At 66.6% G+C, this 13029-nt stretch carries 10 protein-coding genes; 5 read left to right on the top strand and 5 right to left on the bottom strand.

Features of this window, described 5'->3' with window-relative positions; genetic code table 11:
- Positions 1-852, top strand: a complete 852-nt coding sequence (locus tag SB764_RS07145; protein ID WP_110325891.1) for an IclR family transcriptional regulator — start codon at positions 1-3, stop codon at positions 850-852.
- 148 nt (positions 853-1000) lie between these two features.
- Complete coding sequence (locus SB764_RS07140) at positions 1001-2449, top strand: cytochrome P450 (protein WP_065057568.1); 1449 nt, start codon at positions 1001-1003, stop codon at positions 2447-2449.
- A 14-nt stretch (positions 2450-2463) separates the two neighbouring features.
- On the opposite strand, the gene SB764_RS07135 is transcribed toward SB764_RS07140, so the two are convergent.
- The 3 genes from SB764_RS07135 to SB764_RS07125 form a co-directional block, all read right to left on the bottom strand.
- Positions 2464-3336, bottom strand: coding sequence for a MurR/RpiR family transcriptional regulator (locus tag SB764_RS07135; protein ID WP_410863062.1), 873 nt, complete (start codon positions 3334-3336; stop codon positions 2464-2466).
- A gap of 61 nt (positions 3337-3397) precedes the next feature.
- Positions 3398-4462: an ABC transporter ATP-binding protein gene (locus SB764_RS07130; protein ID WP_065057566.1), complete on the bottom strand. Its 1065-nt coding sequence runs from the start codon at positions 4460-4462 to the stop codon at positions 3398-3400.
- 103 nt (positions 4463-4565) lie between these two features.
- Positions 4566-5339: an SDR family oxidoreductase gene (locus SB764_RS07125; RefSeq protein ID WP_065057565.1), complete on the bottom strand. Its 774-nt coding sequence runs from the start codon at positions 5337-5339 to the stop codon at positions 4566-4568.
- A gap of 351 nt (positions 5340-5690) precedes the next feature.
- Here SB764_RS07125 and SB764_RS07120 point away from each other — a divergent pair, with 351 nt between their 5' ends.
- From SB764_RS07120 to SB764_RS07110, 3 genes are all read left to right on the top strand, one after another.
- Positions 5691-6923: an ABC transporter substrate-binding protein gene (locus tag SB764_RS07120; RefSeq protein WP_065057564.1), complete on the top strand. Its 1233-nt coding sequence runs from the start codon at positions 5691-5693 to the stop codon at positions 6921-6923.
- Between the two features lie 248 nt (positions 6924-7171).
- Entirely contained in the window at positions 7172-8086 is a 915-nt protein-coding gene (locus SB764_RS07115) for a carbohydrate ABC transporter permease (RefSeq protein ID WP_065057563.1), read from the top strand.
- Complete coding sequence (locus SB764_RS07110) at positions 8083-8928, top strand: carbohydrate ABC transporter permease (protein WP_065057562.1); 846 nt, start codon at positions 8083-8085, stop codon at positions 8926-8928. The genes SB764_RS07115 and SB764_RS07110 overlap by 4 nt, the downstream gene beginning before the upstream one ends.
- Positions 8929-9032: 104 nt before the next feature.
- On the opposite strand, the gene SB764_RS07105 is transcribed toward SB764_RS07110, so the two are convergent.
- Together SB764_RS07105 and adiC are read right to left on the bottom strand one after the other, a co-directional pair.
- Positions 9033-11393, bottom strand: coding sequence for an Orn/Lys/Arg decarboxylase N-terminal domain-containing protein (locus SB764_RS07105; RefSeq protein WP_410863059.1), 2361 nt, complete (start codon positions 11391-11393; stop codon positions 9033-9035).
- The gene (gene adiC, locus SB764_RS07100; RefSeq protein WP_373681578.1) at positions 11390-12877 is read right to left on the bottom strand and encodes an arginine/agmatine antiporter; all 1488 of its coding nucleotides are present in this window, start codon (positions 12875-12877) and stop codon (positions 11390-11392) included. The genes SB764_RS07105 and adiC overlap by 4 nt, the downstream gene beginning before the upstream one ends.
- Between the last annotated feature and the right edge of the window lie 152 nt (positions 12878-13029).

Raw genomic sequence — 13029 nt, 5'->3', positions numbered from 1 at the left:
ATGCCGAAGTCCGACCCTACGCCGCCCGTCCAGACCGACACCGCCGACAAACCGCAACGCGGCATCCAGGCGCTCGACGCCACCGGCGAGCTGCTGGCCGCGCTCGTCGCGGCGGGCGAACCGCTCGCGCTGCGCGCCCTCGCGGCGGCGGCGGGCATGCCGAGCGCGAAGGCCTTTCCGCACCTCGTGAGCCTGCTGAAAACCGGTCTGCTCGAACGCGACGAAGCGGGCCGCTACGGCGCGGGGCCGCTGAGCCTCGAACTGGGCCTGCTGGGTCTCGCGCGCCTTTCGCCGGTGCGCGAAGCCGACGCCGAACTCGTCGGCCTCGCCGCCGCGACCGGCATGAGCGTCGCGCTCGCGGTGCAAGGCCCGCTCGGCCCGACCGTCGTGCGGCTCGAAGAATCCACGCGGCCGTTGCACGTGAGCCTGCGGCCCGGCACCGTCATGTCGATCGTCAACACGGCGATCGGCCGCGTGTTCGCCGCCTGGTTCGACGACGACGTGCGCGCCGCGCTGCTCGCGCAGGACGGCCTGCGCCTCGCGGGCGCGACGCCGTCCGCGAACACGGCCAATGCGGCGAACGCGAACGCCGCCTACGTCGAACGCCTCGCCGCGATCCGCGCGCAAGGGCTCGACACCGCGCTCGACAAGCCGATTCCCGGCATCAGCACCGTGGCCGCGCCGGTCTTCGATCACACCGGCAGCGTCTGCCTCGTACTCGCGCTGATGGGCCCGTCGGGTCACCTCGACACCGGCCGCGACGGCGCCTGCGCGTCCCTGCTGATGGCGGCGGCCGAGCGCCTCTCGCGGCGCTTCGGCTACGTGGCGGGCGCGGCGGCAGCGCCGCTATAATCGGCTTCCATCAGACGATTCACGCGCAACGCCTGGCGCCGCCACGCGCCCCGATCCGGTGTGTCGACGCGCCAATCCGCGCAAATCCGTGCCGATACGCGTCGACAGATATCGGCAGGCACGGCGGCCCCATCACAAGGACAGCCCCATGAGCACCGCCTCCACCGGTTCCGCCACCGCGCTGCGCCAGGTCGCCGACCTGCCCTGCCCGCGCGGCCTGCCGCTGATCGGCAACCTGCTGCAACTCGAACCCACGCGGCTGCACCAGATCCTCGAACGCTGGGCCGAAGAACTCGGCACGCCGTATCGCTTTCAGGTCGGCAGCATCCCCATCACGATCTGGACCGACACCGAACTGATCCAGTCGATCATGCGCGAGCGCCCGCACCGCTATCGCCGCTATTCGCCGATCGAAAGCGTGTTCGACGAAATGGGCGCGAACGGGCTCTTTTCCTCCGAAGGCGTGCAGTGGGAATCGCATCGGCGGCTCGTGATGCAGGCGCTTTCGATCCCCAACATCAAGGCGTTCTATCCGACGCTCGCGGAGATCACGCAGCGTCTGCGCACGCGCTGGCTGCGCGCGGCCGAGCGCGGCGAGACCGTCGAGATGACCGACGACCTCAAGCGCTACACGGTGGACGTGACGAGCGCGCTCGCGTTCGGCGAAGACCCGCGCACGCTCGATCAGGATCACGGCGTGATCCAGGAGCATCTCGAACGCATCCTGCCCGCCGTGATGGGCCGCATCAACGCGCTGTTTCCGTACTGGCGCGTATTCAAACTGCCCGCCGACCGCAAGCTCGATCACTCGCTCGCGGAAGTACACCGCTACATCGACTCGATGATGGCGCGCGCTCGCACGCGCATGCGCGACGAGCCGTCCGAACTGCCGCGCAACCTGCTCGAAGCGATGCTCGTGCAGCAACAACACGACGGCGAGCCGATTTCCGATGCGCAGATTCGCGCCAACGTGCTCACGCTGCTGCTCGCGGGCGAGGACACGACCGCCGATTCGATCGCGTGGACGCTGCCCTATCTGGCCGCCGACGCCGCGTTGCAGACGCATCTGGGCGAGGAAGCGCATCGCGTACTCGGCGACGCGCCCGTGTGCCCCGACTACGCCACGCTCAAGGACCTCGACATCTTCGAAGCGATCGCCATCGAAGCGACGCGTCTGCGGCCGGTCGCCGCCGTGCATTCGTTCGAACCGCTCGAAGACGTGGTGGTCGACAACGTCGCGCTGCCCAAAGGTACGCGCATGTTCTTCGTCGCGCGGCCCGCGATGATCGACGAGAAAAATTTCGCCGATCCGCAGCGCTACGATCCGTGGCGCTGGATGCGCAAGGGCGAGCACGACGCGCCGCGCGAAGGCGCGCATGGCGCACATGACGTGCGTGCGTATCTGCAATTCGGCGCGGGTCCGCGCGTATGCCCCGGACGCCATCTCGCGACGGTGGAAATGCGCCTCGCGCTCTCGATGCTGATGAACGAATTCGAAATCGAACTGGCCATCGATCCAGAGCAGATCAAAGAGGTGTCGGCGTTCACGATGGTGCCGGACACGATGCCGGTGAAGCTGCGCAAGCGCGTGCGCTAGCACTTCAGCGCGCGTTACGCCTTCACTTCGCCCGCGCTGTCCGAGTCGCTGCGCGCCTGCGCGTCGCGCATCTTGGCGAGCGTCGTCGGTCCGAGCCCGAGCGAAACGCCCAGCGCGAGCGCGTCGATCACCGTGAGATGCGCGATGCGCGGCACGCCCGGCGCGTGCGCTTCGTCGGCGGCCGGCACGCGCAGCAGCAGCGGAATGTCGACCACCCACGCGAGCCGCGAGCCCGCGTTCGTCAGCGCGATGGTTGTCGCGCCGCGCTCCTTGGCGATCTGAATGCTCTCGTTTACTTCCACGCTGCGGCCCGACTGCGAGATCGCGAAAGCGACGTCGCCGGGTTCGAGCAAACCGGCATAAAGGCGCTGCAAATGCGCGTCGGTGAACGCGCTCGCGGCCACGTCCAGACGCAGGAAACGCAGCGCCGCGTCGTTCGCGACCAGCCCCGAACCCGCGCCCACGCCGAAGAAAAACACCCGCCGCGCGCTGCCGAGCGCCGCCACCGCCGCCTCGAACACGGCCGGATCGAGCGAGGCGCGCGCGTGCATCACGCCCTGCACCACGGCGTCGGCGACCTTGTCGAGCAACGAGCCGATTGGCGTGGGCTCGCCGTTCGCCGCGTCGTCGGCGGCGGAAAACGGCACGCCGCCCGCGGCGCTCTGCGCGAGCCGCATCTTGAAGTCGCGCAGCCCGTGCGCGCCCACCGCGCGGCAAAAACGCGTGACCGAAGGCTCGGAGACGTCCGCGCGCAACGCGAGTTCGGTGATGCTCGCGCGCATCGCGAAGTCGATGTCGGCGAGCACCATCTCCGCGACCTTGCGTTCGGCGGGCCGCAGCGACTCCGCCACGTTGCGGATGTGATGGATCAGGTTGGAGACCGGCAAGCTATGTTCCGTGGGTTGAACCGTGGAAGATGCGAGACGCCCGACGCCCGGGTTCAATGCTTCAATCGAGACGCTTGCCGCTTTCTGTGTCGAACAGATGCAGATGCGCGAGAGGCAGACCGAGCGTCATGCGCTGGCCCGGTTCGATGCCGGGACGCGCGCGGGTCGTGACGCACCATGACTGGCCGCCTATTTTCCCGTACAAGTGCGTTTCCGCGCCAGTCGGCTCGATCACCTCGACGCTGAACGGCACCTCGCCCGCGTTGGCCTCCACATGCTCGGGGCGAATCCCCAGCGTCACGCGCGCGCCCGCCTGCGCGCGGCCTTCGGGCAGCGCGATGCGCACGCCGTCGTCGAGCACGAGCGCCGTGCCGCGCGCGTCGTTCATCACGCTGCCCGCCACGAAGTTCATCGACGGCGAACCGAGAAAGCTCGCCACGAACAGATTGCCGGGCTTGTCGTAAAGATCGAGCGGGCGGCCGATCTGCTCGATACGCCCCGAGTTCATCACGACGATGCGGTCGGCCATCGTCATCGCTTCGATCTGGTCGTGCGTGACGTAGACGACCGTGTTGCGCAGCCGCTGATGCAGCGCCTTGATTTCGGTGCGCATCTGCACGCGCAGCTTGGCGTCGAGATTCGAGAGCGGTTCGTCGAACAGGAACAGCGACGGCTCGCGCACCACGGCGCGGCCCATCGCCACGCGCTGGCGCTGACCGCCCGACAACGCGCGCGGCAGGCGGTCGAGATAGTTCGAGAGATTGAGCATCTTCGCGGCGGCTTCGATGCGCGGCTTGAAGCCGTCCTCGCGTTCCTTGCGGATGCGCGGGCCGAACGCGATGTTGTCGTACACCGAAAGATGCGGATAGAGCGCGTAGCTCTGGAACACCATCGAGATGTTGCGCTGCTGCGGCGGCAGCGCGTTCGCGCGCGTGCCGCCGATCGTGAGGTCGCCGCCCGAAATATCTTCGAGACCCGCGATCATGCGCATCAAGGTGGTCTTGCCGCAGCCCGACGGTCCGACCAGCACGACGAACTCGCCGTCCTCGATGTCGAGGTCGACGCCGTGCACGACCTGCGTGTCGCCGTAGCGCTTGTAGATGCCGTTCAGTTGTACCGCTGCCATGCTGTCCTCGTGTGCTGTCGTGTGCTGTTATCGCTGCTTGCGTGTGTGTTCCTGCTTGTTTTCCTGCTTGTTTTCCTGCTTGTTTTAGCGGCTTTTCTGCGGCTCAGAACGGATCGAGCGTCAGCTCGTTCGCCATCAGCCGGTTGCCCGCCATGAGGCCCGCATCCACCGGCAAGGCCACGCCGGTAATCACGCGCGCTTGCGGCGACGCCAGAAAATGCACGGCGTCGGCGATATCGGCGGGTTCGGCCACATCGCCGAGCGGATACCACTTGCTCAGTTGTTCGAAGATGGCCGGATGCTGCTCCACGCGCGCGCGCCACGCGGGCGTCTTCACGGTGCCCGGACACACGATGTTGGCGCGGATGCCGTGCGGCCCCAACTCCATCGCGAGCGCCTTCGTGTAGCTCACGAGGCCCGCCTTCGCGGCGCTGTACGCGGGATGCCCGAGCGCGCTCAGTCCGTTCACGGAGCCGATCAGCACCAGCACGCCGCGCTTGCGTTCGATCATCGCCGTTCGCACGGTTTCGATCGTGTTGTAGGTGCCGTTGAGATTGAGGTCGACGTCGCGCCGCCAGCTCGCCGCATCGGTATGCGCGAGCGTCGTGCCGAGCGCGCCGCCCGCATTGGCGACCGCCACGTCGACCGGACCGCGCGCCGCCACGCCGCGCGCCACGGCGTCGGCCATCGCGAGCGGATCGCTCACGTCGGCGGCCAGCGCCTCCAGCCGTTGCGCGCCGAATTCGTCGGCGAGTTGCTGCACGCCCGCCGCGTCGCGGTCGAGCGCGAGCACGGTGTCGCCGTCGTCGAGAAATCGCTTGCACAGCGCACGGCCGATGCCGCCGCTCGCGCCCGTCACCAGCACTACCCGGCTCATGTTCGAACTCTCCGCGTATCGACTGAAAAAGCCCGCCGGCGTGCGCGCCAGCGGGCCTGTAAATTTCCAACAGACGCACGTTAAATATCGTTTGGCATGCGATCCGTTGCGGGTTTACACGCAGGCGTCCCACATAGTGCACTGCATGATTTCCCCCATGTTTTACGGCATGTTAGGCAAATTCAGGAGCAGAAAACAATATCGCGTTTCCCAGGTGACAACGTTTTTTTCATCCTGTAGGATTTTTTCAAACAAGGCAACTGGCACAAAAAACAGGCAGCAAAAAAACGCGCCCATCCAGGCGGCGGCAGTCGGTGCAATAAAACAGGAAGACCACATAGGAGAGTCAGAATGTCGTTTCAGCAACGTGCAACCCTCACGCTCGGCAAGCTGGCCGCCGCGCTCGCGTTCGCCGGCATCGCCGTCGCGGCGCACGCCGACACGGTGCGCGTGACCGTCGCGCACTACAGCGACGCCACCGCGCCGTACTTCGAGAAAATGGCCAAGCAGTTCGAGGCCGCCAATCCCGGCACGACCATCAAGATCGAAGACGTGAACTGGGACTCGCTGCAACAGAAACTTCAGACCGACATCTCCGGCGGCGCCAACGCCGACCTCGCGATCATCGGCACGCGCTGGCTGCTCGACTTCGTGAAGGACGACATCGCCGAGCCGCTCGATCCGTACATGGACGCGAACTTCAAGGGCCGCTTCATCGGTCCGTTCCTCGCGCCGGGCGAGATCAACGGCAAGATCTACGGCCTGCCGATCGCGGCCTCGGCGCGCGCGCTCTACTACAACAAGGACATGCTCGCGTCGGTCGGCTATCCGAACGGCCCGAAGACCTGGAACGACGTAATCGACGCCTCGAAGAAGCTCAAGGCGAAGGGCATCGCGGGCTTCGGTCTGCAAGGCAAGGAAATCGAAACCGACGTGTACTTCTACTACGCGCTGTGGACGCACGGCGGCGACGTGGTGGGCAAGGACAACAAGGCCGCGTTCAATTCGGCCGCCGGCGTGAAGGCCGCCACGCTCTACAAGACCATGATCGACGAAGGTCTGACCGAGCCGGGCGTTACGGGATACAGCCGCGAAGACGTGCAGAACCTCTTCAAGCAGGGCCGCGTGGCGATGATGATCTCCGCGCCGTTCCTCGCCAAGCAGCTGAAGAAGGAAGCGCCGAACATCAAGTACGGCATCGACCCGATTCCGGTCGCGACCGCGCCGGCCACCTACGCGGTCACCGACTCGATCATGATGTTCAAGAACTCGAAGGTGAAGAAGAGCGCCTGGAAGTTCCTCGACTTCCTGTTCACGAAGCAGCCGCGCGTGGAGTTCACGAGCACCGAAGGCTTCCTGCCGACGACCAAGGCCGAAGCAAGCGACCCGGCGTTCCAGGATCCGGACACGAAGGCCTTCGTCGCGCTGCTGCCGCACGCGAAGTTCGCGCCCACCGTGACGGGCTGGGAAGACACCGCCAAGGCCGTGACCAACGCGATGCAGTCGATCTATCTCGGCAAGGCCAAGCCCGCCGACGCGCTGAACCAGGCCGCGACCGAAGCGAACAAGTCGCTCGGCAAGTAAGCGGGCGTTACGTCAGCAGGCGGCACGCCGCGGCGTGCGCCTGCGGCACGAACCGGCCCGAACCGGCGCGACGCGTAGCCCGCAGCACCGCTACGCGTCGCGCCGCTTGCGTCATCCTGCTTCACGCTGTTTCATCGACCGACCGGACGCCTCACGACATGACCACGGGTCCCCTGAAGCCGACACCGCCAGCCGCTCCGGCGGACGGCGCTGCCCCCGACCCCACACGCGCACGCCAAAGCCCCAGCATGAGCCGCCCCGACCGCGCCGCCCGCAACGTTTCCGCGCCCCGCGCGCCCTGGCTGCTGATCGTGCCGAGCCTCGCGCTCGCGCTGTTCATCATCAGCTATCCGATCTTCAATATCGTCTGGCAGTCGCTGCACGACGTGTCGCGCTTCGGCCAGATCCGCGACTTCAGCGGCTTGCAGAACTTCCTCAACGTGTTCGGCGACCCCGTGTTCCTGACCGCGCTGAAAAACACCATCATCTGGACCTTCTGCGTCGTGGTGGGCACGGTGGCGATCTCCGTGCCGGTCGCGCTCGTGCTGAATCAGGACTTCTACGGGCGCGGCATCGCGCGCACGATCGTCATGCTGCCGTGGTCGGTGTCGCTCACCATGACCGCCGTGGTGTGGCGCTGGGCCTTCAACGACGACTACGGCATGGTCAACGTCACGCTGCAAAAGCTCGGCCTGATCGCCGGGCCGATTCACTGGCTCGCCACGCCCGAGTACGCGTTTCCGGTGGAAATCGCCGTCGGCATTCTGGTGTCGATTCCGTTCACCACCACGATCTTTCTCGGCGGCTTGTCGTCGGTTCCGGGCGACATCTACGAAGCCGCGCGCATCGACGGCGCGAGCGCCTGGCAGCAGTTCCGCCTGCTCACGCTGCCGCTGCTCAAGCCCTTCATCAACATGGCGATCCTGCTCAACGTGATCTACGTGTTCAATTCGTTTCCGATCATCTGGGTGATGACGCAGGGCGGTCCCGACGACAGCACGCACATCCTCGTCACCTATCTCTACGAACTCGGCTTCCGGCTCGGGCGTCCGGGCGAAGCGGCGGCGGTGTCGCTCATCATGCTCGTGATCCTGTTCGCGTTTTCGGTGGCGTATCTGCGCGTGCAGGCCAAACGCGGCGGCGCGCAAGGAGACCTCGCATGAACCGCAAGCTCAAACGCTCGCTCTGGTGCTGGCTCGCGCTTTCGCCGCTGGTGGTCGCCGTGCTGTTCCCGTTCGCGGTGATGTTCTTTACGTCGTTCAAGCCCGCCAACGAAGTATTCGTCTACCCGGCGCGCTGGTTGCCGCAGCATTGGCGCTGGGAAAATTACGTCGATATGTGGCAGGCCGCGAACTTCGGCGTCGCGCTGCGCAACAGCATCGTGATCTCGTTCCTCTCCACGGCGCTCGCGCTCGCGGTGAGCCTGCCCGCCGCCTACGCGCTCGCGCGCTTTCCGTTTCGCGGACGCGGCGCGTATCGCCAGTTCCTGCTGGTCACGCAGATGCTCTCGCCGATCCTGCTGGTGGTGGGCCTGTTCCGCCTCGCCGCAATGATTCCGTACGGCGACGGCAATCTCGTCGATTCGAAGCTCGGCGTGATCGTCTCGTATGCGGCGTTCAATATCGCCTTCGCGGTGTGGATGCTGTCGTCGTATTTCCAGACCGTGCCGCGCGATCTCGAAGAATCGGCGTGGCTCGAAGGATCGAGCCGCACGGGCGCGGTGTTCCGCGTGTTCCTGCCACTCGCGATTCCGGCGGTGGTGGTCACGGCGATCTTCACGTTCATCAGCGCGTGGAACGAGTTCGCCGTGGTCTACACGCTGATCCGATCGCCCGAGAACAAGACGCTGACCGTGCAGGTCACCGACATGGTCGCGGGCAAGTACACGGTCGAATGGGAACTGGTGATGGCCGCCACGCTCGCGGCGACGCTACCGGTGTCGGTGGTGTTCGCGTGGCTTCAGCGTTATATGGTGAAGGGGCTCGCGCTCGGCGCGGTCAAATAGGCTGGCAGGGCGTCGTTCGCCGCGCTCGCTCAACAAAACACCATGGGCCGATCTCGCGATCGGCCCGTTTTTTTTTGCGCGACGAAGGTGCAACGCAAGCGCCCTCAAGCGTCCGGCGCGCCCTTCTTCAAACACGCGATACGGTACACGCCGTCTTCGGCTTCCACGCCGTGCGTATCGTGCGCGAAGCCCGGAAAACGCCGGTCGAACGCTTCGAGCGCCTTCAGATAGCCGAGGAATGGCCCATCGCCGTCGCCGGCATTTTCGCCGGGCATCAGCAGCGGAATGCCGGGCGGATACGGCACCACGCCGGTCGCCACCGTGCGTCCTTCCATGCGCGCGAGTTCGAGCGTTTCGATGTCGTTGTGGACGAGCCGCTCGTACGCTTCGGCGGGACTGCAATCGGGATGCGGCAGCGTGGAAAACGCCTGCGCGAGCAGCTCGGTCGTGCGCAGATCGCGCATCGCCGCGAACATGCGGTCGCACAGTTCGCGCAGCCCGATGCCCGCATAGCGCTGCGGATGCTGTTCGACGAGTTCGGGCAGCACGTGTTCGAGCGGCGCGTTCGCGTCGTAGTCGCGCTTGAAATCAAGCAGCGTGTTCACAAGCGTGCCCCACTTGCCTTTGGTCACGCCGATCGAAAACAGGAACAGGATCGTGAAGTCCGCGGTCTTTTCGACCACCACGCCCTGGCGGTCCAGATACGCCGTCACCACGCTGGCCGGAATGCCCACCGGCAACAGCCCGCCGTGCGGCGCCACGCCCGGCGTCACGATCGACACCTTGATCGGATCGAGCATGCAGTAGCCGTCCTCGATGCGGCCGAAACCGTGCCAGTCGTCCTCCGGATGCAGCACCCAGCACGACGGGTCCTGCAACAGCAGCGCTTCGGGCGCGTCGTGAAAGGCGTAGCGGCGCGCGCTCTGCCGGTCCACCACGGAGCCGGGCTGCCAGACGTGGAAGAACCAGTCGTCGCGATCGTCGAAACCGGCGGCGAGACGCGCGAGCATCTGACGAAAGCCGATCGCCTCGCGCATCGCGTCGGTCGTCAGCGCGATGCCGCCGGGGCCGTCCATCATCGCGGCGCTCACGTCGTTCGACGCGATGATCGCGTATTGCGGCGAGGTCGACGCGTGCATCATGAACGATTCGTTGAAGCGCGCGTGGCCAATCGCGCTGCGCCCGTTGCGCACGTGAATGAACGAGGCCTGCGAGAGCGCGGCGAGCAGCTTGTGCGTCGATTGCGTGGCGAACACGGTCGGGCGGCTCGCGTCGTGCTCGGCGGGGTCGCCGTGCATCGCGTAGCGCTCGCGATAAAGCGGATTGAAACGCGCGTAGCCGTACCACGCTTCGTCGAAATGCAGGCGGTCCACGCTCTCGCCGAGCAGCGCTTCCACGCGCGCGACGTTGTAGCAGAGGCCGTCGTAAGTCGAGTTGGTGATGAGCGCGTGCACCCGCTTCGGCTTCACCTCGGGGCGCCCCTTCACCAGCGGATTCTGCTCGATGGCGAGCCGTATCGCCGCTTTCGTGAGCCGCTCGGGCATGATCGGCCCGATGATGCCGTAACGGTTGCGCGACGGCACGAGATACGTGGGAATCGCGCCCGCGAGCGTCATCGCGTGCTCGACGGACTTGTGGCAGTTGCGGTCGCACAGCGCGACTTCGTTGCGCGTCACGCTCGCCATCACGATCACGCGGTTCGAGGTCGACGAGCCGTTGGTCACGTGATAGCTGCGATGCGCGCCGAACACGCGCGCGGCGTACTTCTCGCTCGCGCCGATCGGCCCGCTGTGATCGAGCAGCGAACCCAGTTCGCCCACCGAGATCGACAGGTCGGAGCGAAACAACTGCTCGCCGAAGAACTCGAAGAACGCGCGCCCGACCGTCGACTTGAGGAAGGCCGTGCCGCCCGTGTGGCCGGGCGTGTGCAACGAATATTCATAGACGCGCGAGAAGCGCGCGAGCGCGCCGAACATCGGCGGCAGCACGGTTTCGCGGTAACGCTCGATGGCCGCGACGACGCGCCCGCCGATGAACGACGTGGTGTCCTCGAGCATCCAGATGAAGTCGTCGGCCTGGCGCATCGCTTCGACGGGCACGCCGGCCGCGCTCGTGCGATCCGCGAGCAGGAACACGGGCAGCGTCGCGTTGCGCGCGCGCAGCGCGTCGAGCACCGTGCGCGCGGCGGCGTGCGCGCTGGCGTGCGAACCGGCGTCGGCGTCGCCGGCGGCCGTGCCGAGTTCCCAGTCGAGCAGCAGACACTGCACGCCCGGATCGGCGCCGATCACGGCGACGGCGTCGTCGGCGCTCGCGGCCGTCACCACGTCGACGAGACGCTCGCGCAGTTCCTCGATCAGCGCGCGCGCGGCGCGGCCGTTGGCCGTGGCGGCCTCGATCTGCGGATGGACGAAGAGCGCGCGCATGCCGAGGCGGCGCGACGCGTGTAGCGGGGTCACAGTGCTCATGAAGCATTCTCCGAGTTCGTGGAAGGCGTGGCGGGCGACGCGGCTGGCGCAACCGTCGCCACCGGCGCGCTCGCGACGCCCGGCAGCGGCACGCGCGGCCGCAGCGTGAGGCCGCGATCGCGGCCCACCGACATCCAGAAGGTCGCGACGAGCGCCACCACGGCGACGCCGAACGACATGTAACGCACCCAGCCGGGCACGCGCCCGCCGGGATGCAGATGCTTTTCAGTGATCTCGCGCTGGCGATTCACCGACAACTCGTAGAACACCACCGTCGCGATCACGAAGATCAGCGACCAGCGCGTCTGCTGGCCGTCCGAGCCGACCATCGCCCAGAGCGCGTAGACCGCGCCGATCAGCCCGACGACCGTGTAGAACGAGAACTGATGCGGTGACATCTTCCCGTAGCCGAGCACCTTGATCGCGATGCACGAATAGATGTACGGCAGCAGCGTCATGATCACGGCGATCGACGCGATCTTGCCGAACTGCTCGCTCGCGTTCGGCGACATGGTCGCGAGCACCTGCACGGTCATGATCGTCGCGACGATGGCAAGCCCCGCCGAGGGCACGTTCTTCGCATTCACGCGGGCGAAGACGTTGCCGAACAGACCGTCGTCGGCGGCCGCTTTCGCGGTCTGGCCGACCAGCAGCGTCCAGCCGCCGAGCGAGCCGAGGCAGCCGAGCGCCGCGCACAGCGCGACCGCGTTCGCCGCCGTGCTGCCGAGCGCGACGCGTGCGGCGTCCGCGAACGGCGCGTTCGAGGCGATCAGCGCCTTGTTCGGGATCATCCCCATGATGACGGTCGAGCTGAGCACGTAGCACACGGCCGCGATCACCACGCCGCCCACGGTCGCGATCGGCACGTTGCGCTGCGGATTGGCCACCACGGCCGTGGACACCGAGGCGCTTTCCACGCCGATGAACGCCCACAGCGTGAAGTTCAGCGTCGAGCCGATGGCGCTGAACGCGTTGCCGCCGCTCACGTTCCAGCCCGACATGTAGACCGCGCCGCTGAACCAGAACCAGCCGAACACCGCCATGCCGACGATCGGAATGAGCGCGATGATCGTCGTGACCGACTGCACCCGCGCGACCACCTGCGGGCCGAGAATGTTCGCGTAGGTCAGCAGCCAGATCACGAAGATCTGCGCGGCGGCGAACGTGAGCGGGTCGCGCAGCGAAGGAAAAAAGTGCGTGAGATAGCCGAGGCCCGCGACCGCGAGCCCGGTGTTGCCGAGCACGTTGGCGAGCCAGTAGATCAGGTTGGTCTGGTAGCCGACGTAGTTGCCGAACGATTTGCGCGCGTAGGCATAGGGGCCGCCCGCGAGCGGCTCGATGGCGGCCAGTTTGGCGAACACGAGCCCGAGCGACACCGCGCCCACCACCGTGATCAGCCAGCCGAAAATGGAAATGCCGCCCGTGGCGGCGAGATTGGCGGGCAGCATGAAGACGCCCGAGCCCATCATGTTGCCGGCCACCATGAGCGTGGCGGCCACGACGCCGATTTTCGGCGCCCCCTTGCCCTCCGCATCGCGCTCATTACCGCTCGCGGCGCCGCCCTGTGTAAGGGCGGTGCCGGAAGGTGTCGCATCAGACATGCGCTCTCCCGAACAGGTGTGATGCAGCCGTGTGG

It is taken from the genome of Paraburkholderia sp. SIMBA_027 (assembly GCF_046535315.1).
In the GTDB taxonomy this organism is placed as follows: domain Bacteria; phylum Pseudomonadota; class Gammaproteobacteria; order Burkholderiales; family Burkholderiaceae; genus Paraburkholderia; species Paraburkholderia tropica.
This window is presented reverse-complemented; position numbering and strand designations above follow the sequence as displayed.